The organism is Pristimantibacillus sp. PTI5 (assembly GCF_048572955.1).
Lineage (GTDB): Bacteria > Bacillota > Bacilli > Paenibacillales > Paenibacillaceae > Pristimantibacillus.
The window spans coordinates 5062739-5086828 of the sequence record NZ_CP183886.1; the positions used below are offsets into that span (position 1 = coordinate 5062739).

A 24090-nucleotide genomic window follows, 5' to 3' on the forward strand; every position below is an offset into this window, starting at 1 on the left:
TCGCTGGCGATTATCGCCTTGTTGTGGGCAGGAATCAAACCGCTTTTTAAACGGGGGCTATACCGTGATTTTGCGCTTTATGCAGTCATGATGCTGTGGTCCGTCTATTTATTTGCTTCCCAGTGGTACGATTGGCCGCCATTTACAATCATTACGGGTCTGACCTTCGTGCTTGCGCCGATCAAGCGTTTTTTTAGCATCATGAGCTGGATGGGTTAGACGTAAGGGCTTGCGAAAAATAACAGCGATAACGGTTATTACCACTTCTCAGGGGCAATACTATCAATTACGCATGTTTAATACGGAAGGGTTGTATTTCTGAGCTCAACGAGCTTTTACTATTTATGACGGATTAAGCCGTTTACGCTTGAAAGGAGCGGGTTACTAATGAGTTTAAGTGTTGTATTGATGTTGATCCAAGTGTTTTTTGCAGTCGTTATCGGCTTGTATTTCTGGAATTTGCTGCGCAATCAGAAGACGAACCGCTCTGCGGTTGACCGAGAATCCCGCAAGGAGATGGACAAGCTTCGTAAGCTGAGAAGCGTATCTCTTACAAAGCCGCTTGCCGAGAAAACAAGGCCGCAGGCTATGCAGGACATCGTAGGACAGCGCGACGGCCTGCGTGCCTTGAAGGCGGCGCTGTGCAGCGCTAACCCGCAGCATGTCATCATCTACGGTCCTCCGGGCGTCGGGAAGACCGCAGCGGCGCGTGTCGTATTGGAGGAAGCGAAAAAGAATCCTTCGTCGCCCTTTTTGCCGGAAGCGAAGTTTACGGAGATCGATGCGACTACGGCCCGCTTTGATGAACGAGGCATTGCCGATCCATTAATAGGTTCGGTTCACGACCCTATTTATCAAGGCGCCGGCGCGATGGGCGTTGCAGGCATCCCGCAGCCAAAGCCGGGCGCGGTTACGAAAGCGCATGGCGGGATTTTGTTTATTGATGAAATAGGTGAATTGCATCCGGTTCAAATGAATAAGTTGTTAAAAGTACTGGAAGACCGCAAGGTGTTCCTGGAGAGCGCCTATTATAATTCGGAGGATTCGAACATTCCGGTATATATTCACGATATTTTCCAAAACGGTCTCCCGGCGGATTTCCGGCTCGTGGGCGCGACAACGCGTTCTCCGCAGGAGATCCCGCCGGCGATCCGTTCCCGCTGCATGGAAGTGTTTTTCCGTCCGCTCCTCGCTGAGGAAATCGGGTTGGTCGCGGAAAATGCGGTGAAGAAAATCGGCTTCGCGCCATGTCCGGAGGCGATCGATGTCGTCAAACGTTATGCGACAAACGGACGCGAAGCAGTAAACGTCATCCAGCTTGCAGCAGGCGTAGCGCTCTCTGAGAAGCGGGACAGCATCGCTGCCGGCGATATCGAGTGGGTCGTGAACAGCAGCCAAATACCGCCGCGTCCCGACCGGAAGGTGCCTGAAGCGCCGCAGGTCGGCTTCGTGAACGGTCTTGCGGTGTACGGACCGAACATGGGAACGCTGCTCGAGATTGAAGTGAGCGCAATACCTTCGGCTGCCGGCAAGGGGCAATTTACGATTACGGGCGTTGTGGACGAAGAAGAGCTCGGCGGCGGCTCGCGGACGCTTAGAAGAAAAAGCATGGCAAAAGGCTCCGTTGAAAACGTGCTGACCGTATTAAGGCGCATTGGGCTAAATCCGCAGGATTTTGATTTGCATATCAATTTCCCTGGAGGCACGCCAATCGACGGACCGTCTGCCGGCATCGCAATGGCAACGGCGATTACTTCCGCGATTAAGGGCATTCCGATCGACAACAAGCTGGCCATGACCGGCGAAGTTGGCATTCACGGAAACGTAAAGCCCGTCGGCGGCGTATTAGCTAAGGTTGAGGCAGCTTTCCAAGCCGGCGCGAATACGGTCATTATTCCGAGAGAGAACTGGCAGGCGATTTTTGCAGACTTGGAAGGTCTGAAGGTTATTCCGGTCGAAAAGGTCGAAGAAGTGTTCAAATACGTGTTTCCAGGCGCCGAGAGTTCCTCCGTGCGGGTGGAAGCGCCTTTTGGAACCGATCTTTTTATCGCTTCTGCCGTTCCGTATTTGCAGGCTGATTCCGTAGAATGATAAACTAGGGTAGACGTTAACAATTGGAGGTGCTGGTGTGGGACCTAGTAAATCGAAAGGTCGTCGGCTGCCCTTGCTTCCGCTAAGAGGGCTACTCGTTTATCCCAGCATGGTGCTCCACCTTGATGTGGGTAGGGACAAATCGGTTCGGGCGCTAGAACGCTCGATGGTCGAAGATCATATGATATTGCTTTGTTCACAGTCTGAAGTGAACATTGAGGAGCCGACGGAGGAAGATATATATAAAGTCGGCACGATTGCGAAAGTAAGGCAAATGCTGAAGCTGCCTAACGGCACGATCCGCGTTTTGGTGGAGGGCGTCTCCCGCGCGGAGATTTTGGATTATTTGCCGAACGACGAGTTTTATGAGGTATCCGTAAAAGAATTGCCGGAGCAGGAGACGGATGATCCTGAGGTGGATGCCTTGATGCGCTCCGTCTTAAACCAATTCGAGCATTATATTTCATTATCGAAGAAGGTTACGCCCGAAACGTATGCGGCTGTATCCGACATCGATGAACCGGGCAGGCTCGCGGATGTGATTACGAGCCACTTGTCGCTCAAAATCAAGGATAAGCAGGATATCCTTGAAACGGTTGATGTCGGGGAGCGCCTGGAGAAGCTGCTCGATATTCTGGGCAACGAGCGCGAGGTGCTGGAGCTCGAACGCAAAATTAACCAACGCGTCAAGAAGCAAATGGAAAAAACGCAGAAGGAATATTATTTGCGCGAGCAAATGAAGGCGATCCAAAAGGAGCTCGGCGAGAAGGAAGGCCGTGCAGGAGAAGTCGAGGAGCTGCGTTCGCAGCTCGCCGAGTCGGGCGTTCCCGAGCTGGTTAAGGAGAAAATCGAGAAGGAAATCGACCGGCTCGAGAAGATGCCTTCGACATCGGCTGAGGGCGGCGTCATCCGCAATTATATTGATTGGCTTCTTTCCTTGCCGTGGAACAAGACAACGGATGATGATTTAAGCTTAAGCAAAGCAGAGGCGATTCTTAACGATGACCATTATGGTCTGGAGAAGCCGAAGGAGCGGGTGCTCGAATATTTAGCCGTTCAGCAGCTGGTCAAACAGCTCAAAGGGCCGATTCTCTGCTTGGTAGGGCCGCCGGGCGTCGGTAAAACTTCGTTGGCACGCTCTATCGCCAAATCGCTGGGCCGCAAGTTTGTTCGTATCTCGCTTGGCGGCGTGCGCGACGAAGCCGAGATTCGCGGCCACCGCCGCACCTATGTAGGCGCGATGCCGGGCAGGATCATCCAGGGGATGAAGACGGCTGGCTCGTCGAATCCGGTGTTTCTGCTCGATGAGATTGACAAAATGGCGATGGATTTCCGCGGAGATCCGGCTTCGGCACTGCTTGAGGTGCTTGATCCGGAACAAAATAACACGTTCAGCGACCATTTTGTTGAAGTGCCCTTCGATTTATCGAATGTCATGTTCGTGACGACGGCCAATGCGCTGCACAATATTCCCCGTCCGCTTCTTGACCGGATGGAGGTCTTGTATATTCCCGGCTATACGGAGCTTGAGAAACTGCAAATCGGCACGCGTTACCTGCTGCCTAAGCAGAAGAAGGAGCACGGCTTAACGGAGGAACAGCTCCTTGTGACCGAACAGGTGCTTCTGCAGCTGGTTAGGGAATATACCCGCGAGTCCGGCGTACGTAATTTGGAGCAGCAGATTGCCGCGGTATGCCGCAAAGCGGCAAAGTATTTCGTATCCAAAGAACAAGCGGAAGCCGTCGAGCCGCTTGAGCTTACAAGCGAGCTGCTGAAAGAATGGCTCGGGCCTTCGAAGTTCCGCTATGGGCTTGCCGAAAGCGAAAATCAAATCGGCGCAGTAACCGGTCTGGCATGGACAGAGGTTGGCGGAGACACGCTTGTTATCGAAGTTACCGTCATGCCGGGTAGCGGAAAGCTAACGTTAACTGGTAAACTAGGTGATGTCATGAAGGAATCGGCTCAGGCGGCATTCAGCTATACGCGCTCGAAAGCGGTCGAGCTTGGCATTGATCCAAGCTTCCATGAGAAAAACGATATTCATATTCATATTCCCGAAGGGGCCATTCCGAAGGATGGGCCGTCAGCAGGCATTACAATCGCGACAGCGCTTATTTCGGCTCTTACTAACCGCTTTGTAAACAAGGAAGTGGCGATGACGGGCGAAATCACGCTAAGAGGACGGGTGCTGCCGATCGGCGGTTTGAAAGAAAAATCGCTCGCAGCGCATCGTGCAGGTATCCGCACGATTGTGTTGCCGAAAGAAAATGAACGGGATTTAGGGGATATTCCCGATAGCGTACGTCATGATATGCAATTTTTTCCTGTCAGTCATATGGATGAAGTGCTGCAGCATGCGTTGCTTCCGGTTCAAACGGAGGAGAAGGCAGGTACAACGATTTTATGAAAATTACACAAGCCCAGTTCGTCATCAGCGCAGTAAAACCACATCAATACCCAGAGGACGCCTTGCCAGAGATTGCTCTGGCAGGGCGTTCGAATGTAGGAAAATCTTCATTGATTAATAAGCTTATTTTACGCAAAAACTTAGCAAGAACCAGCTCGCAGCCGGGTAAAACGCAGCAGCTAAACTATTACCGGGTAAATGACCTGATTTATTTGGTCGACTTTCCGGGCTATGGTTATGCCAAGGTGTCGAAGACGCAGCGCGTGCAGTTCGGGGAAATGATCGAGCGGTACATTCGCGACCGCGAGCCGCTTAAGCTGCAGCTGCTTGTCATCGACATTCGGCATGAGCCTTCGCAGCAGGACCAGCAAATGTATAAGTGGCTGAAGCACTATGAGATTCCAACCTGTATTGTCGCAACGAAGGCAGATAAGATTCCGAAGTCGAAATGGGACAAGCATATCAAGATGATCAAAAAGACGCTTGAAGCAGATCCGCGCGATTCGGTTGTTTTATTTTCTTCGGAATTGGGTATTGGAAGAGAGCAGCTTTGGGAGATCATCACCGAGGCGATTGCTACATGAGGTAGCAAGTGCAGCAAGTTCTTATATAAAGCAGAGGATACAGTGAAAAAGTCGGCTTTCCTCGTGAATTCTACCGTTATTCTGTGAAATATGCGAGAATATCGGGGATGAACGGCAGGAATAAAATGTTCGGATCACGTATAATATACTTAAGCAACAAGACCAGTGTTACAAGACCAAAGCGTGCAAGTTCAAAGAATTGAGGAGATTTTTATGGCTAAGCGGCTAGCCACAGAGTATGTAAATGCCAAACTGCAATTGACGAATGAAGAGATGGCTGAATTTATCCGTTTATTCGAAGAGCAGCAAATTCACCTTCAGGTGTTGGTGCTCGACAATGGGAATCAGGAGCTCGTTCTCGAAGATGTAGCAGGGAGGGAAGAAGTCCGACTGACCTTTGAACGTCAACAAGACTATTATGTATGCGTATTATCTTGCCGTCTTGTTCAACCGAGGCTGACCAATGCCTTGCGAAAAGCGCTTTCGGCTTTCCGCGGCAACGCGATCGTCAACCGAATCTACAGTCATTATACGATGATCTATCATTATAAGAATGGTTCCGTTCACCAAATTGTCGAAAGCTCTAAAACGGGTGACCGAGTCGTGTTCGAATTCAAGGACACGCTGGGGCAGCTGGAGAGAGTCTTCCGCAGCCGTCTGATCGAGCGTGAAATCGGTCTGATCAGCAGCGCGGTCAACGAACTGCTCGATCTCCGCAACCAAACGAAGGAAGCGGATGAAATCGGAAAAATTGATGCTCGTCTAAGCGATCTGACGAGAAAACTGTTCATTTTGGAAGCTTAAGCATTAGGAATAAGTCGAATAGAGAAGCCGCTGCCGCGGCTTCTTTTTTATTTCTATTATTTTTCAACTGGGCGAAGTGCAACCTTTTTTATGTTTTAGCTGTTAGTAGCAGGGTAAAGAACTAACTTAGAGACATCAAACAGGAGATGACAATAATGAATCAAACCAAACGATTCAAACAGTTTGCAATCGGCATGACCTTTGCGATTGCAATATCCTTGACGGCATGCAGCGGAGAGGATGCGAATATGGATCCGGCGCCGCTGCCCGCAACGGAGATGCCGAGCGAGCAGCCGGATACGGCTTCTCAGCCGAGCGCTGAGCCGTCTGAGAAGCCAGGCGAGCCTTTGGACAGCAATGATGGCAAAGCCGGGACTGGCGTGTCTGAGACCGCCGTGCTGATCGGCTCGATTTACGACCTTGCGAAGGAAGGCCAGGTTCCCGGGAGCGAATATGCCGCCCATTTTTCTCTTTATGATGAAATCGAGAAAAAATGGGGCATAGCCGATACCAATGAATCAGCCGGTAAGGGGATGTACGCAACTTACGCGGACAAAGGCATTACTTTTGGTTACAACAAAGGCATGGTCGTGTTTGACGTAAGATCTTATGCAGACAGCCTACATGCGATTACGCTGAAGGATTTGGAGATTGCCCTCGGCACGGCTGATGAACGGACGGTCAGCGGCTCGGATACCATTTATTCTTACGAGGTCAACAAACCGTTTCTGCTGAAATTCGTAATTCCCGAGTCGACGGGACAGGTGGACCATATTTCCGTATATAGCCCTGAAGATGCAAAAAATAATATGGCAGGGTAACAAAGGTCCCGTTGCGGGATAAGCTATTGCGTCATACATTGAAAACGGGGCTGGCGCGAAAAAGTAAATTCCGGTCTTTGAAAAAAAACTATTGCAATTATCGCGGATAGATGTTATTTTTATTCTCGTTGAAAACATTGTTGATGAAAATAATAGGAACCAGGATTCACTCAGGACATAGTTATGTTGCGAGAGATTAATCCCTCGAGAAGTGAATGACGTAGGTCCTAGCGGATGAAATTTTTCAAACATTTTATTCCTAGGAAGGGGGAACCGGAAGATGGAATACTCAACTTTCGGAAGACACGTTGCTGTTGATACTTGGGGTGTAGACTTTGATCTACTGAACAGCGCTGAATTTTTGCAATCACACATGGTAGAGGCTGCTGAAGCATGTGGTGCTACTGTATTGTCGGTTCAAGCAAAACAATTCGATCCTCAAGGCGCAACTGTGCTCGTGCTGCTGTCGGAGAGTCACCTCTCGATTCATACGTATCCAGAGAGAGGCTTTGCTGCGCTAGACTGTTATACCTGCGGTGAAACTGTAGATCCTCAGCTTGCGATCGACTACATGCTCGCTGTACTGAAGCCAAAGGCAACTTATGCGAAGAAGCTTGTACGCGGTATGGGCGAACTGCAAGTGGAAGAACCAAAGATGAAACAAACTGAGCTCGTATAGGAGCTTTAAAACTTATTACTCATAGCGAAATAACCATGGATGATATCCATGGTTATTTCTTTGCATGAATAGGGAATAATGAGACTGTACTTTTCAAATATTATTCATAAATGAACATTATCTGAAGATCTAACTATGCTATAATAATCGATAACATCAATGGCTTATGAGCATAGGAGAAGGAGGCAGGTGACCGCGCATGCACATTATCGCAGTAGGACTGAATTATCGAACGGCTCCCGTAGAAGTAAGAGAACAATTTGCGTTCGCGGAAAGGGATTTGCCGGAGGCATTGATCCAGCTCATTCAGACACAAAGCATAATGGAATGTGTCATAGTAGCGACCTGCAATCGTACGGAGCTTTATGCGGTAGTAGACAGGCACCATCTATGCGGGCATTACATTCGCAGCTTTATGGAAAAATGGTTCAAGCTGCCAAGAGAGCATTTCACTAACCATTTATATATGTATGAGGACGAGAAGGCAATCGATCATTTGTTCCGGGTTACCAGCGGGCTTGATTCGATGGTCATTGGCGAAACGCAAATTTTGGGCCAAGTGAAAAACGCCTTCCTGCTCGCGCAGCAGCAGAAGACCACTGGCACTGTTTTTAATATGCTGTTTAAACAAGCCGTTACGTTAGCAAAGCGTGCCCATTCCGAAACGTCGATCGGCGAATCGGCGGTTTCCGTCAGCTATGCCGCAGTCGAGCTTGGCAAACGGATTTTTGGACAATTCAATAAAAAAACCGTCATGGTTATCGGCGCTGGCGAGACAGGCGAGCTTACCGCTAAGCATTTGTACGCGAACGGCGCGGACCGTGTCGTCGTCGTTAACCGGACGTATGAACGGGCAACTCAGCTGGCTGACAAGTTTAACGGTGTTGCCTGGTCCATGGAAGAAGCGGGAGAGAAACTGCATGAAGCGGATATTATTATCAGTTCGACAGGCTCGGATGGCTACGTGCTAACGCGCCAACAGGTTGCGTCTGCCATGCAGCGCAGAAAAGCGAAGCCGCTCTTTATGATCGATATTGCGGTTCCGCGCGATCTGGATCCGTCGATCGCAGCAGTCGAGAACGTCTTCCTGTACGATATCGACGATTTGGAAGGCATAGTGGAGAGCAACTTGGAGCATCGCCGTCAGGAGGCTGCCAAGATCGAAGCTATGATTGCGGAGGAAATGGAATTGTTTGAGCAGTGGTACAAAACGTTAGGCGTAGTTCCGCTTATCCGTTCACTGCAAACCAAAGCGGCCGGCATTCATGAGGAGACGATGAACAGCTTGACGAACAAGCTGCCTGATCTTGGCGAGCATGAGCTGAAGGTCATCCGCAAGCTTACGAAGAGCATTGTGAACCAAATGATGCAGGACCCGATTTTGCGTATCAAAGAAATGGCCGGTGAGAAACGGGCGGACGAAGCGATGGACATGTTCGTTAAGCTGTTTGCACTGGAGGATGAGCTTGCTAAAACGCGTCAAGCGGAGCTTGAAGCGGCAACAGATACTGTCGCTGCAGCAAAAAAGAAAAATGTTCAACCCCATGCAGCTGCGGCGGTATTAGCACCTATTACAAGATAGAGGGCTGCAAGGTGGAGGAGCTATGGTGACGCAAAACTTTTTATATGATGCGATACTTTATATTTACGCCCTGAGCCTGCTGTTTTACTTCTCCGACTTTATGAATGCAAGTCGGAGAGCGAAACGGATGGGTACAGGGCTGCTTATTTTTGTTTGGGTATTACAGACTGGTTATTTAGTTTCCCGCATCGTGTCGCATTTGCAAATGACCGCCGTAACGGCATTCGAATATTGGTTAGGATTTTCTTGGCTTTTAGTTACGATATCGTTAGTCATCAGCCGGTTTATCAAAATTGATTTTATCGTGTTTTTCGTTAATGTCGTCGGTTTTGCCGTGTTGGCGTTGAATCTCTACAGCAATCCCGGAAACGGCGAGTCGCTGGGGGTATGGAAGACAACAAGAGAGCTGTTATACATCCATATCAGTCTAGTGCTATGCGCTTACGCAGCATTGACGGTCGGAGCCTTGTTCGCGGGCATGTATTTGTTTTTGCACAATCAGTTGAAACGAAAACGATGGACCAACTTTGTTCGCAGGCTGCCAAGCTTGGATATGATTGAACGCTACGGCGACCGGGCTGTCATAATCGGTGTTCCTTTGCTTGCCATGTCGCTTGCTATCGCAGTGACCTCATTGCTCGTCGAAGGACGGCCCTCTCTGCTGCTGGACTGGAAGGTGCTTTCATCCTTTGGGACTTTGATCGTATATATCATCTACGTGTATCAGAGAGCCATGCTGAAGCGGCCTGGACTCCAGCTGGCGCGGCTGTACATATTTTCGTTCGGATTGCTGCTCCTGAATTTATTCTCGAATTATTTTTCCTCATTCCATTAACGGACAATCGAACGAAGCATGGGAGGCAATGCTCCGATGAATGGTTTTTATCCGGTATTTATGCAGCTTAGAGGCAGACGCTGCGTTGTTATCGGCGGCGGCGCCATCGCAGAGCGGAAGCTGCTGGGTCTTCTGGATGCCGGAGCGGATGACGTGTGGGTGATCAGCCCGTTGTTAACCCCCAAAATGGCAGACTTAGCGGCCGAGGGGAAAATTAACAGCTGCCAGAGAGAGTATGAGGAAGGCGACCTAAGCGGAGCGCGGCTGGTTTTTGCGGCAACAAATGATAAACGCGTAAACGCCGTTATTGCTGCCGCGGCGGAGCGGCTTGGCATTTTGGTCAATACGGCGGATGAGGCGGGCAATGGCTCGTTTATTTCCCCCTCGACCTTGCGACGAGGGGATTTGCTGCTTTCTGTTACCGCATCGGGAGCAAGCCCGGCTTTATCCCAGCGGATCAAGAAGGAGCTTGCGGCGCAATATGGCCCGGAATACGAAGAAATAACCGCACAGCTTCGCCGCTTGCGCGAAGCGGTATTTAGCAAAGGCTTGGATGAGCGGCAGCGTCAAGCCGTACTGAAGCTTGCGGCGGAAGAAGCCATGCAGCATAAACGGCATAATATGGACATCGAGGAGTGGCTGCAGAGCCTGCTTCATCGGATAGACAGGGGGCTTACATAATGGAGAATAATCAAGGAAAACGCGTCATCGTTGTAGGGACAAGGCAAAGCGCGCTCGCATTGACGCAGACCGGGCAAGTGATCGACGAGCTGAAAAGGATTAGCGAGAAGCATGGCTTTGATTACGCGTTCGAAGTGAAAAAGATCGTAACCAAAGGAGACCGGATCCTGGATGTCACGTTGTCCAAGGTTGGCGGGAAAGGCTTGTTTGTAAAGGAAATCGAACAAGCGCTTATGGACGGCGAGATCGATTTGGCGGTTCATAGCATGAAAGACATGCCTTACGAGCTGCCGGAAGGATTAATGAACGGAGCGATTCCGAAGCGCGTTGATCCGAGAGACTGCCTGGTTACCCGCCATGGCGGCGGACTCGATGATCTGCCTCAAGGCGCGAGAGTCGGGACGAGCAGCCTTCGCCGTTCCTGCCAGCTCAAAAACGCGAGACCGGATCTGCAGTTGGAATCCATTCGCGGGAACATCGATTCCCGTATCCGTAAGCTGGAAACCGAAGGCTTCGATGCGGTCGTGCTTGCATCTGCGGGTCTAACGCGCATGGGCTGGCAGGACAGGATATCCGCGAATATCCCCGTAGACGTATGCTTGCCCGCTGTCGGGCAAGGCGCGCTTGGCATAGAATGCCGCGAGAACGACAAGCAGATTCGGGAGCTGCTTGGTTTATTTAACGATAAGGAAACCGAGCTTACCGTTCGCGCGGAACGCAGCTTCTTAGGGTCCCTGAACGGCGGCTGCCAAGTTCCGATTGGCGCATACTGCATCATGGGCGAAGAGGTTGAAGGCCAAAACGGCACACGCAATCTGACGATGACAGGAATGGTCGGCTCGCCTGACGGAGCGACACTGTTGAAGGAAGTCATGCAGGGGACTGATCCTGAGCAGCTGGGCAAGGATGTTGCAGCAGCACTCGTCGCACGCGGCGCGGACCGTATTTTAGCTGAAATTGGGGGATGACAAGCTTGGACAAGGGGAAGGTATACTTGGTTGGCGCTGGACCGGGAGATCCAAAGCTGATTACGGTTCGAGGACTGCAATGCCTGGAGGAATGCGACGTTGTCGTATATGACCGGTTAGCGAGCCCTAGATTGCTTCGTTATGTAAAGCAGGGGACGGAGCGGATCTATGTCGGAAAGCTGCCTGACCGCCATACGATGAAGCAGGAGGATATCAACCAGCTTCTTGTAGACTTGGCGCTGCAGGGCAAGATTGTCACACGCCTTAAGGGCGGCGATCCAACGATATTCGGACGTGTCGGAGAAGAAGCTGAGCTGCTTTATGATAACGGAATCGAGTTTGAGATCGTACCCGGCATTACCTCTGCGATTGCCGTACCTGCTTATGCGGGTATTCCGGTGACGCACCGTGATTTTGCTTCATCGTTGTCTATTATTACGGGGCATGAGAGCCCGGATAAGCTTGACCGTTCCATTCATTGGGATAAAGTTACGAATGCAACGGGAACGCTTATTTTCCTGATGGGCGTTGCCAAAATAGGATATATTGCGGATCAGCTGATGAAGCACGGCAAGCAGCCGCAAACGCCTGTTGCGCTTGTGCGCTGGGGTACGCGGGTTGAGCAGCGTACCATTGTGGGAACGCTGGAGACGATCGAGGAAATCGTTAAAGCGGCGAATTTTCAGCCTCCGGCCGTAATTGTCGTGGGCGAGGTTGTACTTCAACGCGAAAAGCTGAAATGGTACGAGAACAAGCCGTTATTCGGCCTGCGCGTGCTTGTGACGAGAGCTAGAGCGCAGGCGAGCGAGCTCGCGGACCAAATCGAAACGCTGGGCGGAGAGCCCTGCGAGTTTCCCGTCATTGAGACGATCGAGCCTTCGGCTCCGGAAGCGGTTGAAGCCCTTCGCGAGAAACTTGAGCTGGCAGAGCAATATCACTGGTTGATGTTCACCAGCGTAAATGGCGTAGAGTATTTCTTTGGCTGGCTTCGTAAATTCCAAATCGATATCAGAAGATTTTTTGGCGCCAAAATTGCGGCGGTAGGCCCTAAGACAGCGGCAGCGCTGGCTGCCCGCGGCTTGATTGCCGAGGAGCTTCCGATGAAGTTCCATGCGGAAGGTTTGCTTGAGCAGCTTAGTCCGCAGCTCAAAGCGGGAGAGCGGGTACTGCTGCCGCGAGGCGATCTTGCCCGCGAAGTATTGCCGCGCGAGCTGAACGCCTTGGGCCTTCTTGCGACCGAGATAGATGTATACGAAACGGTGCTTGCAGAGCAGCAGGATGAGCTCGCGCTCGAATGGATTCTTGAAAAAGAGATACATATGATCACATTCACGAGCTCCTCCACCGTAACCAATCTGCTTGAAGTATTGAGACGCAAAGGGATCACGGATCCGGTGGAGTTTCTTGCGGGAATACCGATTGCCAGCATGGGTCCCATCACGACCAAGACGGCAGTCGCGGCAGGACTAAAGGTAACCATTGAGCCTGAGGATTCGACGCTGGACGGCCTGCTTCAGGCGATCGTGGATTATCAACAAAAACAACTTGCCATGACGGTAAGGGAGGAATAATAAATGATGAGTTTTCCGACAGTAAGAAACCGCAGACTGCGCAAAACCGCCGCACTTCGAAACCTTGTAAGGGAAACGGTGCTGAGCGTTAATGATTTTATTTATCCGATTTTCGTAACGCATGGCCATAATATAAAAGAAGAAATTCCATCGATGCCGGGCGTCTATCATCTTTCGATGGATCTTTTGGAGCAAGAGATCCGCGATGTCGTTGAGGCAGGCATCCAATCCGTACTGCTGTTTGGCCTTCCCGAGCACAAGGATGCTCTTGGCACCTCGGCATATGCTTCGGACGGCATCGTGCAACAGGCTATCCGCGCGGTGAAAGCGTGGGCGCCGGAGCTTGTGGTCGTAGCGGATACCTGCTTATGCCAATTTACCGATCACGGCCACTGCGGCATCGTTCATTTGCATGAGGAATCAGGGATAGCCGAGGTGGATAACGACTCTTCCTTGGATTTGCTTGTCCAGACTGCAGTGTCGCAAGCGGAAGCCGGCGCGGATATTATCGCGCCTTCGAATATGATGGACGGCTTCGTGCTTGCGATTCGCCAAGGACTTGACGATGCAGGCTTCAGCGATGTTCCGATCATGTCCTATTCGGTAAAATTCGCTTCGGCTTACTATGGTCCTTTCCGGGACGCCGCCCATTCCGCGCCGCAATTCGGCGACCGCAAAACGTATCAAATGGATCCGGCGAACGTACGCGAGGCGCTCCGTGAAGCGGAGACGGATATCGCAGAGGGCGCAGATATGCTAATGGTAAAGCCCGCACTTTCCTATTTGGATATATTGAGACTGCTGAAGGATAAATACAATTTGCCGGTTGTCGCTTATAACGTTAGCGCGGAGTACTCGATGGTAAAGGCTGCGGCCGCAAATGGCTGGATTGACGAGAAATCGATCGTCTTGGAAACCCTGCTCGGCATGAAACGCGCCGGCGCCGACCTCATCATCACGTATCATGCAAAGGATGCGGCACGCTGGTTAAAGGGAGAGGTGTAAGCAATGAGTGAAAAGTCGAACCTTAGAAATGACGAGCGGTCGGTTGCTGCTTTCGCAAGAGCGAAGAAGGTGATTCCCGGCGGCGTGAACAGCCCCGTCAGAGCTTTCAAATCGGTTGGTTTAAATCCGGTCTACATGGAGCGGGGGCAAGGTAGCCGCATCTATGATATCGATGGCAACAGCTACATTGACTATGTGGCTTCATGGGGACCGCTCATTATGGGTCATGCCCACCCGGAGGTAGTCGATGCCATTAAACGGACGGCCGAGAAGGGGACAAGCTTCGGCGCCCCTACAGAGCTGGAAACGGTAATGGCCGAGCTCGTTTGCGAGCGTGTACCTTCGGTGGATATTGTCCGCATGGTTAACTCGGGAACGGAAGCGACCATGAGCGCGTTAAGGCTCGCGCGCGGTTACACGAAGCGCAGCAAGATTTTGAAATTCGAAGGCTCTTATCACGGTCATGCGGACAGCTTGCTGATCAAAGCAGGCTCAGGTGTTGCGACGCTTGGACTGCCAGATAGCCCAGGGGTCCCTGAACACGTTGCTTCACATACGATTACGGTTCCTTACAACGATATTGAATCGGTAAAGCTCGCCTTCGAGAAGTTTGGCGAAGAAATTGCCTGCGTTATCGTTGAGCCGGTTGCCGGCAATATGGGCGTCGTTCCGCCATTGCCTGGTTTTCTGGAGGGCTTGCGGGATGTAACGTCAGAGTACGGCAGCGTTCTTATTTTTGACGAGGTCATGACGGGCTTCCGCGTGGGCTACAGCTGCGCGCAGGGACTGTATGACATCAAGCCGGATCTCACCTGCTTCGGCAAAGTAATCGGCGGCGGATTGCCCGTCGGCGCATACGGCGGCAAGCGTGAGCTGATGGAGCTGATCGCGCCTAGCGGTCCTATCTATCAAGCGGGTACTTTATCCGGTAATCCGCTCGCGATGGCAGCCGGCTATGCGACGCTGAGCCTGCTTACGCCTAAAGTTTATGAGCAGCTGGAACGTCAAGCGGTGAGACTGCAGCTTGGCTTTGAAGCGAATGCGCGCAAACACGGCATTCCGAACACGATCAATCGCGTCGGCTCGATGGTATGCCCGTTCTTCACGGATTCGACCGTTATTAACTTTGAATCGGCGAAAACATCCGACCTCGAGAGATTCAAGGCCTATTTTGCCTCGATGCTCGATTTGGGTGTAAGCGTGGCTCCTTCCCAGTTCGAAGGCATGTTTGTCTCCGCCGTTCATACGGATGAAGATATTGATGCTACGATCGAAGCGCATGATATCGCATTTGGACGTCTGTAAGACGAACCGCGTTAATCGTTAGGGAAAAGGCTTGTAAGAGAAGCGGAGCATCCGCCTCAGTATTTACGTTTGGGAGGAAATGACATGCTTGATGGTCATATGAAGAGGAACGGACAATGGCTGGAGCTTGACTGGACAGCTTTACCGGCCATTTCCGCCACTGCAGCCATGGATCCCATTTCGGAAAAGGAACCGGCAGCTTTGCCGGAGCTTGCGCAGCCGCGGGCTGGCAGCCATCCGCATTTAGTGCGGCAGTGGCTGCTGGCCCGTTCCTTTTTTCCGCAGAAGTGGATTAATCGTTTATTTTCGATCGGGGGCATTCAGTGGAACGGCGACATGCTTCAGCTGCTCGCATTCCCACCGGTTGATCCGCGCACAGACGCTGCCTACCGAAATATTCGCCCGCACGCGCAGGCGGAAATGCCGCCTGTGCTTTATGAGGATGATTTCTGCATCGTGCTCGACAAGCCGGCCGGAATGGCCGTTCACGGATCGGTTCCGGGCCAAAGCGGTACCTTGGATGAGGCGGCTGCAAGGCATCTTCTCAGCCAAGGCGATCCGCAAAATGTACGGCATATCCATCGCTTGGACGACGATACGTCCGGTCCTGTTTTGTACGCCAAAAATGACCTGGCCCAGTGGAAACTTGACGAGGCGATGAGAGCAAAGGCCGTCGATAGGCATTATGTCGCCGTGGTGCAGGGGCAGTTGTCCAAAGCAGCAGGCACGATTGATGCGCCGATTGGGAAGGATCGCCACCATCGCGCAAGACGGCGGGTTTCCGGGAACGGGGACCAAGCAATCAGCCATTACGAGGTCGTTGCTTCAAATGCCCGGATGTCGCTCATACGAGTAAAACTGGAGACCGGACGCACGCATCAAATACGGGTCCATCTCAGCCATATCGGCCATCCGCTGGTCGGGGACGGTTTGTACGGAGGCGATACCCGGCTGCTGAACCATCAGGCGCTGCATGGGGAGAAGCTGGTTTTTCCGCATCCTTTGACGGATTTGCATAAGGAAGTTGTTTCTCCTTGGCCGCAGTGGCTGGCAGAGCTTTCAGAAAAGATACATCATCGGTCAAATTGATAGTCATGCTCCTGCCCATCCTACCATATAGATAAGTAGTGAATGTAACGTTAGACCAAGCATTCAGTATGAGAGGGGAGGACTGAGGCGTGTCGGATCAAACGAACGGATTACGCTTTGACGTGTATGAGCGCGTCCATTTGCCCGATGATGTTGCGGCAATTGACGAGCTGGAGGAAATTGAGCTTGTTCCCCGTATTCAGGTGATCGACCAGGGGGACCATGCCGTTCTTAGAGGGCAGCTTCTTCTGAGCGGAGTATACAGGAGTCAAAATGATTCCGAAAACTCGTTGACGCTGGAGCATTGGATTCCGGTCGAAATAACGCTGCCGATGAACCGTATATCACGACTGGACGATATTTCGATTGAAATCGATAATTTTGACGTCGACCTATTGTCCGCTCGCACCTTGAACATTACGGGCGTTTTATCCCTGCGCGGGATTTCTGCCCAGCCGGTTCAAGAACAGGAAGAAATGTGGCGGGAAGAACCGTTCACAGTCGTACATCAGAGGGAAGTATTTGACGAGAGCCCATCGGAGTTTATATTTAATCAGAATGCCGCTAACGAACAGCCGTACATAGCGGAAGAGAATCCTTTTGCTGCGCCAGAGGAAATTCTATACCAGCAGCAGCCGGAACTGTCGGATGAGCAAGAAGCTACGGTGACGATTTCGTCCATAGCATCCGAATCAGGCTGGTCGTCGGCCCAGCTGTTCGCAGCCTCTGAGCAGCAGCCGGAAGAAGAGGAAGCTGAACAAGCCGCCGAGCGGGAAATCACGTTAGCCTCGCAGCAAACCAGCCATGATGGCTGGCTTGCAACGTCCTCGACGTTTGCGGAGGCCGCACAGAATGCGGAGCAGGAGCAGGACGAAGCCGAATTCTCCGCATCGCAGGCAGCGTTTGAACAGGAGCGTCAGGAGCTTGAGTTGGAAGCGACCGAGCCTCCTCCATCGCCTTTTGCAGACGCATCGCCGCTTCAGAGGCCGGAGCCTGAACCGGAAAAACAAGAGCTGCGGATTGCTTTTTCAGGCAAGCAGCCTCAAGACGGAACAGGCTTGCCTGCCGATGTCGGCATACTCACGCTGCTCCAAACGAGCAGGCGCGAGCAGGCGGTCCGCGAGGCTGCCGAGCAGGTTATCGCGCAGCAGCGGGCAGATGAACAAGCACGGGTTCAAGCATCGGGTGACGAGATTGAATGGAAAAACTTATTTCTTGGCAAACGCTCCGAGGATACGGAATTCCGTAAAATCAGAATGTGTATCGTACAGCGGGATGAGACACTGGAAGTCATCGCCTCGCGATACAGCTTAAATCCGAGAGAAATTCTAATTTATAACCGTTTGGATGATTCCAGCGTGTCGGAAGGACAGCTATTATATATTCCATAAGGTTAAGATTGGCGAAAATGCCCTTATTGCTCAAAAAGTTGAGCGATAGGGGCATTTCTTGCGTGTGTTTGGTTGACTCAGCCGTGTAACAAAGGTATGATTAAAGATATATATGCGTTATAACGACGTTGAAGGGGAATAGTATGCAGCAAAGCCTTCAGAGAGTGGAACCGTTACGCTGAGAGGTTCCGCAGGAAGTGACTGCTACGAGTCGCCCCGGAGTTGCCTGAGCCAAGTACGAGCAACCTGTGCTCTACCGAAGTCAGGCCGGCCGCAGCCGTTATCTGTTTGAGTGTCATGCGGATCTTGTTCGCGTGGAACAAAGGTGGTACCACGGAAGCTAAACCTTTCGTCCTTTATGATAAGGGCGATAGGTTTTTTTTGTTTTTGCAGATCGATTTATGGAGGATGGAACGAATGTCAGAAAATCAAACGACAACGGCAATGCCGACAACCTATGATCCGAAGGCAGCCGAGCAGAAATGGTACGATTACTGGATGCAGGGAAAATTTTTCGAGGCAGGCAAACGCCCGGATGCGGAAACCTATACGATTGTCATACCGCCGCCTAACGTTACCGGAATGCTGCATATCGGTCATGCGTTGGATTTTACGCTGCAGGATATTTTGATCCGAACAAAGCGGATGCAGGGGTATGATGCGCTTTGGCTGCCGGGAACAGACCACGCAGGGATAGCGACTCAAACAAGAGTGGAGCAAAAGCTGCGGGAGCAAGGGATCTCCCGTTACGATCTTGGCCGTGAAGCCTTCCTGGAGAAGGTGTGGGAATGGAAGGATGAGTATGCGAATACGATTCGCGACCAATGGGCGAAAATGGGCCTTTCCCTCGACTATTCAAGAGAACGGTTTACGCTTGACGAAGGTCTCTCGAAGGCTGTCCGCGAGGTGTTTGTCCGTCTCTACGAGAAGGGCTTGATTTACCGCGGCAAAAAAATCATTAACTGGGATCCTGCCGCTCGCACGGCCCTATCCGATATCGAAGTTGAGCATAAAGAGATTAACGGGCATTTGTATCATCTCCAATATCCGCTTAAAGACGGATCAGGCTTTATTACCGTTGCAACGACACGTCCGGAAACGATGCTCGGCGACTCGGCGGTTGCCGTCCATCCCGAAGATGACCGCTATAAGCATCTGATCGGCCAGATGATCGTACTTCCGGTTGTTGGGCGTGAGATTCCGATTATCGCCGACGAGTATGTAGATAAAGAATTCGGTTCAGGCGCGGTAAAAATAACGCCGGCCCATGATCCGAATGATTTTGAGGTAGGCGAGCGCCACGGCCTGCCGCAGATTATTGTCATGGACGAGACGGGCACGATGAATGCGGAAGCGGGTCCGTATCAGGGCCTTGACCGCGCGGATTGCCGCAAGCAGCTCGTCAAGGATTTGCAGGAGCAGGGCGTATGCGTCGAGATCGAAGATCATGTGCACCAGGTTGGACACAGCGAGCGCAGCGGCGCGGTAGTAGAGCCGTACCTTTCCACGCAATGGTTCGTAGCCATGAAGCCTCTTGCCGAAGCAGCGATCGCGGCCCAGAAGGCTGGTAAGGGCGTCAATTTCGTACCGGAGAGATTCGAGAAGATTTATTTGCATTGGATCGAAAACGTACGCGATTGGTGTATTTCCAGGCAGCTGTGGTGGGGCCACCGAATTCCGGCTTGGTATGACGAAACGACCGGCGAGATGCATGTTTCCCGCGAGGACATGGCAGGAGATCACCTTAGCCAGGACAACGACGTGCTCGATACTTGGTTCAGCTCCGCGCTGTGGCCGTTCTCGACGCTCGGCTGGCCGGATCAAACGGAGGATCTGAAACGTTTTTACCCGACGGATGTGCTTGTAACGGGCTATGATATCATCTATTTCTGGGTGGCGCGGATGATCTTTACGGCGCTTGAGTTTACGGAGCAGTCTCCGTTCAAGGATGTGCTGATTCACGGTCTCGTTCGCGACTCCGAAGGTCAGAAGATGTCGAAGTCAAAGGGCAACGGCGTTGATCCGCTTGAGGTTATTGAGAAGTACGGCGCGGATGCGATGCGCTATATGATTTCGACAAGCAGCACGCCGGGACAGGATTTGCGTTTCCGCTGGGAGAAGGTTGAGCAAGCGCGTAACTTTGCGAACAAGATATGGAATGCCTCGCGCTTTGCGCTGATGAATCTAGAAGGCGTTGAAGCCGGGGATATTGATATTACGGTTAACCTAGGCACGGCAGACCGTTGGATTTTGCATCGCTTGAATGAAACCGTTCGTGACGTGACCCGTCTAATCGAGAGCTATGAATTCGGCGAAACCGGACGGATCCTGTACAACTTCATATGGGATGACCTTTGCGACTGGTACATTGAATTCGCTAAGCTTAGCCTTTATGGCACGGACGAAGCCGCCAAAAAGGCAACGCAATCGGTGCTCGCGTACGTGCTTGACCGCACGCAGCGTCTGATTCACCCGTTCATGCCGTATATCAGCGAAGAGATTTGGCAGCATTTGCCTCATCAAGGCGACACGATCACATTGGCTGAATGGCCGGTATATGACAAGGCGCTTGAGGCGCCGGATGCCGTTAAAGAAATGGAGCTGTTGATGGAAATGATCCGCGCGGTGCGGAACATCCGTGCGGAAGTGAACGTGCCGATGAGCAAAAAGATTGAAATGCTGATCAAGCCGTCCAGCGAGGCGGAAGCGGCAATCATGTCCCGCAATGAAGAGTTCATTAAACGTTTCTGCGGTACTTCAAGCTTGGAGACCGGCCTTCATGTCAACGCGCCGGACAAAGCAATGACGGCTATCCTAACCGGAGCCGAGCTCTATTTGCCGCTTGCAGGCTTGATCGATATCGAGCAGGAAATCGCCCGTCTTGAGAAGGAGCACCAGCATTTGAACGCTGAGGTGGAGCGGGTCGAGAAGAAACTTGGCAATGAGGGCTTCGTAGCGAAGGCACCGGCTAAAGTCATTGACGAAGAGCGCGCCAAAATGAACGATTATGCAGATAAACGCGACAAGGTACTTGCTAGAATTGCGGAATTGCGCGGATAACGCTGCAAAACGGAAGAAGGTACGATTAGGATGACGAATCAACAGATAGAGCAGCGGCCGGAAGGGCCGCTGCAATCCTACCGGGAAGCGGTGGATTGGATCAACGGGCTTATTCCATTCGGTATTCGTCCGGGTCTTGAACGGATTGAAAAGCTGATGGAGCTGTTAGAAAATCCGCATCGCAGACTAAAATTTATTCACATTGCAGGAACGAACGGCAAAGGCTCGACTTGCGCGTATCTGACCAGCGTTTTGCTGCGCGGCGGATATGACGTAGGAACGTTTACATCGCCGTATATTACGAAATTCACGAACCGTTTTCAATATAACGGCATCGATATAGAAGAAGAAACGCTGCTTCGGCTGGCGAATGAGCTGAAGCCCCATGTTGAGGCGCTTGCGGAAACGGAGCTTGGCTCGCCAACGATGTTTGAAGTATCGACCGCGCTTGCCATTCTTTTTTACGCGAAGGTTACTTATCCCGATTATGTCGTATGGGAGACTGGCCTTGGCGGACGTCTTGACGTGACGAATATTGTGCAGCCTGTCGTAACGGTGATTACGAATATCGGCCATGACCATATGGACCGGCTCGGCGATACCATCGAAGCCGTGGCGAGCGAGAAGGCCGGCATCATCAAAGCTGGGATTCCAGTCATTAGCGCGGTAGCACAGCCTGAGGCGGTTGATGTCATCAAGCGTGTTGCAGCGGAGAAGAAAAGCACGCTTTACCTGCTCGGGGAGCATTTCCATGAAACGGCGCTTTCGGTTCGCGAAAACGAGCAAACCTTCCGCTTTGATAATTTATTCCGCAGCATCGAGCCGTTAACGATCACGCTAAACGGCGCACATCAACGGACCAATGCAGCCGTTGCGGTTATGACCCTTGAGGTGCTGCGCCAATACAATGCGTTAGTGGTCGAAGATGATATTTTGGCAGAAGGACTGAAAGCAGCGGCATGGCCAGGACGCCTGGAAATGGTATCGCAGCAGCCCCGCATTCTGATCGACGGCGCACATAATCCTGAAGGCGCGGAATCGCTCGCGGATGCGCTGGCCAACACATATAAGTATGACCGTTTACATTTGATGATGGGGATGCTGGAGAATAAGAATCATCAGGAAGTACTTAAGCATATACTACCAATAGTGGATACGCTTATTGTGACCGAGCCTGATTTTCGAATGAAAAAAGAAGCCTCTGCATTGGCTGAATTGGTGCATGAAATGCGGCAGCAGCAGCCGGATAAGTATGCTTTTGAGCTTGTAGTAGAACAAAATTGGCATACAGCATTACAAAAACTACAACAGTTAACCGGGGAAACAGACCTCGGGGTCGTAACAGGCACGCTTTATTTAATTGCTGACGTTCGCTCCCGCATTTTGTATGACTCGGATTCTGAAAAAGGTTGGTGAACCGTCTTTGAATACGGCAGAACACGTTCATTTCATCGGAATCGGCGGTTACGGAATGAGTGCCATTGCCCGCGTTATGCTGGAAATGGGCTATAAAGTGACTGGGTCCGATGTCGCGCGTCAAGAATTAACAGAGAAGCTTGCAGCAAATGGTGCCAGCATTTTTATCGGTCATCAGCCGGAGCATGTGAAGGGGGCGGACCTGGTCATTTACTCGACAGCGCTCTCCAAGGATAACGTTGAACGGGTGGCAGCGGAGGAGCTGAACATTCCAGTGCTGCACCGATCGCAAATGCTCGCTAGATTGATGAACGCAGGCAAAGGCATCGCGGTAGCCGGCGCGCATGGGAAGACGACCACGTCTTCGATGATCGCGCTTGTCATGGAAAATTGCGATGCGGATCCTACCTATATTATCGGCGGAGAAATCGTTAATGTAGGAACCAACGCTAAAGCAGGCAAAGGCGAGTATGTCGTGGCCGAAGCGGATGAAAGTGATGGCTCGTTCCTTCATTACCATCCGACACTGGCTATCGTGACGAATATTGAGCCGGATCATCTTGAAAATTATGACGGCGATTTCGGTAAGCTGAAAGCCGCTTATGTACAATTTTTGCAGCAGGTGAAATCGGACGGCAAGGCGATTGTATGCGCGGATGACGAGACGGTTAACGAACTGATACCGCGAGTGTATAAAGGGAATATCAATAAATCGCAGCTGATCACTTACAGTATTGATAACGATGCAGACTATAAGGCGCAAAATATCGTGCTTGGAGACCGTAAGGTATCCTTTACGATGACGCATAACGGAGCAACCCTGGGAGAAGTGGAGCTTTCGGTTCCAGGTCTCCATAATGTGTATAACGCGATGGCTACGATTATTACTTGTCTTGAATCAGGCCTGCACTTTGACAAAATCGCGGTTGCGATTCAAGCGTTTAGAGGCGCTAAGCGACGCTTTCAGGTGCTGGGCGAAGTCAACGATATTTTGGTCATTGACGATTATGCTCACCACCCGACAGAGATCAGGGCGACGATCAGCGCGGCTAAGGCGACAGGCAAACGCATTATTGCGGTATTCCAGCCGCAGCGCTATACGCGTACTTTTTTCTTGTTTGAGCAATTCAGCCGTGCATTTCCTGAGGCGGATGAAGTTATTATTACCGATATTTACTCTCCTGCGGGAGAGCTTCAAATTGAGGGCGTGACCTCGCTTAAGCTGGTAGAGCTAATTAAGAGCAACAGCAATGCCAATACGGTTTATCTTCCAACCAAGGAAGAAGTGTTCGACTATTTGTCAGGACGGGTCGCGCCAGGCGATCTGGTCATCACAATGGGAGCAGGCGACATTTGGAAGGTAGCGGATTCGCTGGCCAAATCGTTGAAATCAAACCAATAAACAATTAATGCCCGGCGGTTCCTTACGGAATCATCGGGCATTTTGTGTTTTTAGCGATAATTGGGGGAATTGAAAAGGCTGAAGTACAGGCTCAAGCGGGAGCGTACGCAAAAGAAAAAGCACCAGTGCGAGTCAGAGCATGCGCAAGTGCATGTGCATGTGGATGAGTATCACGGGAGCGCAGGTTATTTTACGCATATCCTTGCGTGCTGGTAAGCAGTTGGGCGGCAATTGGTGGATATTAATAGAAAGCGATAGCGAATGATTAGATTAGCACTATTTTCAGAAGAGGTTCTTCTACGCTGCATAAACTGCAATGTAAATCTAATATCGCACTCCTTCAACCTGCTATGATGCAGAAAATGCAGCAGAGAGCACTCCAACAGGACGAAAATCAAT

19 protein-coding genes and 1 other annotated feature are annotated in these 24090 nt (G+C 51.4%); all 19 genes read left to right on the plus strand.

The features are described from left to right. Positions 1 to 18 precede the first annotated feature (18 nt). Positions 19 to 219 (plus strand): hypothetical protein, encoded by a 201-nt coding sequence (locus ACN6MW_RS22640; RefSeq protein WP_419872169.1) that lies wholly within the window; start codon positions 19 to 21, stop codon positions 217 to 219. A 168-nt stretch (positions 220 to 387) separates the two neighbouring features. Beyond that, positions 388 to 2091, plus strand: a complete 1704-nt coding sequence (gene lonB / locus ACN6MW_RS22645) for an ATP-dependent protease LonB (protein WP_364143321.1) — start codon at positions 388 to 390, stop codon at positions 2089 to 2091. Positions 2092 to 2128: 37 nt separating this feature from the next. Then, positions 2129 to 4498 carry an endopeptidase La gene (gene lon / locus ACN6MW_RS22650; protein WP_419872170.1) on the plus strand — a complete coding sequence of 790 codons (2370 nt, stop codon included), beginning with the start codon at positions 2129 to 2131 and terminating at the stop codon, positions 4496 to 4498. Then, positions 4495 to 5082: a ribosome biogenesis GTP-binding protein YihA/YsxC gene (gene yihA / locus ACN6MW_RS22655; protein WP_364143316.1), complete on the plus strand. Its 588-nt coding sequence runs from the start codon at positions 4495 to 4497 to the stop codon at positions 5080 to 5082. The genes lon and yihA overlap by 4 nt, the downstream gene beginning before the upstream one ends. A 213-nt stretch (positions 5083 to 5295) precedes the next feature. Beyond that, complete coding sequence (locus tag ACN6MW_RS22660; protein ID WP_419872171.1) at positions 5296 to 5886, plus strand: non-ribosomal peptide synthetase module; 591 nt, start codon at positions 5296 to 5298, stop codon at positions 5884 to 5886. Between the two features lie 155 nt (positions 5887 to 6041). After that, on the plus strand, positions 6042 to 6707 hold the full coding sequence (locus ACN6MW_RS22665) for a YjgB family protein (protein ID WP_419872172.1): 666 nt from the start codon (positions 6042 to 6044) through the stop codon (positions 6705 to 6707). A gap of 280 nt (positions 6708 to 6987) precedes the next feature. Next, on the plus strand, positions 6988 to 7386 hold the full coding sequence (gene speD / locus ACN6MW_RS22670; RefSeq protein ID WP_054027216.1) for an adenosylmethionine decarboxylase: 399 nt from the start codon (positions 6988 to 6990) through the stop codon (positions 7384 to 7386). A 199-nt stretch (positions 7387 to 7585) separates the two neighbouring features. Continuing rightward, entirely contained in the window at positions 7586 to 8968 is a 1383-nt protein-coding gene (gene hemA, locus ACN6MW_RS22675; protein ID WP_364143306.1) for a glutamyl-tRNA reductase, read from the plus strand. A 22-nt stretch (positions 8969 to 8990) separates the two neighbouring features. Next, a complete protein-coding gene (gene ccsA / locus ACN6MW_RS22680; RefSeq protein WP_419872173.1) occupies positions 8991 to 9803 on the plus strand; it encodes a cytochrome c biogenesis protein CcsA in 813 nt (270 codons plus the stop codon). Positions 9804 to 9839: 36 nt separating this feature from the next. Then, the gene (locus ACN6MW_RS22685) at positions 9840 to 10484 is read left to right on the plus strand and encodes a precorrin-2 dehydrogenase/sirohydrochlorin ferrochelatase family protein (RefSeq protein WP_419872174.1); all 645 of its coding nucleotides are present in this window, start codon (positions 9840 to 9842) and stop codon (positions 10482 to 10484) included. Next, positions 10484 to 11452, plus strand: a complete 969-nt coding sequence (hemC, locus tag ACN6MW_RS22690) for a hydroxymethylbilane synthase (protein ID WP_419872175.1) — start codon at positions 10484 to 10486, stop codon at positions 11450 to 11452. The genes ACN6MW_RS22685 and hemC overlap by 1 nt, the downstream gene beginning before the upstream one ends. 5 nt (positions 11453 to 11457) lie before the next feature. Then, positions 11458 to 13023: a uroporphyrinogen-III C-methyltransferase gene (cobA, locus tag ACN6MW_RS22695; protein WP_419872176.1), complete on the plus strand. Its 1566-nt coding sequence runs from the start codon at positions 11458 to 11460 to the stop codon at positions 13021 to 13023. 6 nt (positions 13024 to 13029) lie between these two features. Further along, positions 13030 to 14028, plus strand: coding sequence for a porphobilinogen synthase (gene hemB / locus ACN6MW_RS22700; protein ID WP_364144542.1), 999 nt, complete (start codon positions 13030 to 13032; stop codon positions 14026 to 14028). Between the two features lie 3 nt (positions 14029 to 14031). Next, on the plus strand, positions 14032 to 15333 hold the full coding sequence (hemL, locus tag ACN6MW_RS22705; RefSeq protein ID WP_419872177.1) for a glutamate-1-semialdehyde 2,1-aminomutase: 1302 nt from the start codon (positions 14032 to 14034) through the stop codon (positions 15331 to 15333). Between the two features lie 84 nt (positions 15334 to 15417). Beyond that, a complete protein-coding gene (locus ACN6MW_RS22710; RefSeq protein WP_419872178.1) occupies positions 15418 to 16422 on the plus strand; it encodes an RluA family pseudouridine synthase in 1005 nt (334 codons plus the stop codon). Positions 16423 to 16511: 89 nt separating this feature from the next. Next, a complete protein-coding gene (locus tag ACN6MW_RS22715; RefSeq protein ID WP_419872179.1) occupies positions 16512 to 17813 on the plus strand; it encodes a LysM peptidoglycan-binding domain-containing protein in 1302 nt (433 codons plus the stop codon). 119 nt (positions 17814 to 17932) lie between these two features. Continuing rightward, positions 17933 to 18173: a binding site (T-box leader), on the plus strand. 57 nt (positions 18174 to 18230) lie between these two features. Then, positions 18231 to 20873 (plus strand): valine--tRNA ligase, encoded by a 2643-nt coding sequence (locus ACN6MW_RS22720; RefSeq protein ID WP_419872180.1) that lies wholly within the window; start codon positions 18231 to 18233, stop codon positions 20871 to 20873. A 30-nt stretch (positions 20874 to 20903) separates the two neighbouring features. Continuing rightward, a complete protein-coding gene (locus ACN6MW_RS22725) occupies positions 20904 to 22289 on the plus strand; it encodes a bifunctional folylpolyglutamate synthase/dihydrofolate synthase (protein ID WP_419872181.1) in 1386 nt (461 codons plus the stop codon). Positions 22290 to 22296: 7 nt separating this feature from the next. Then, positions 22297 to 23691, plus strand: coding sequence for a UDP-N-acetylmuramate--L-alanine ligase (murC, locus tag ACN6MW_RS22730; RefSeq protein WP_419872182.1), 1395 nt, complete (start codon positions 22297 to 22299; stop codon positions 23689 to 23691). Positions 23692 to 24090: the final 399 nt, after the last annotated feature.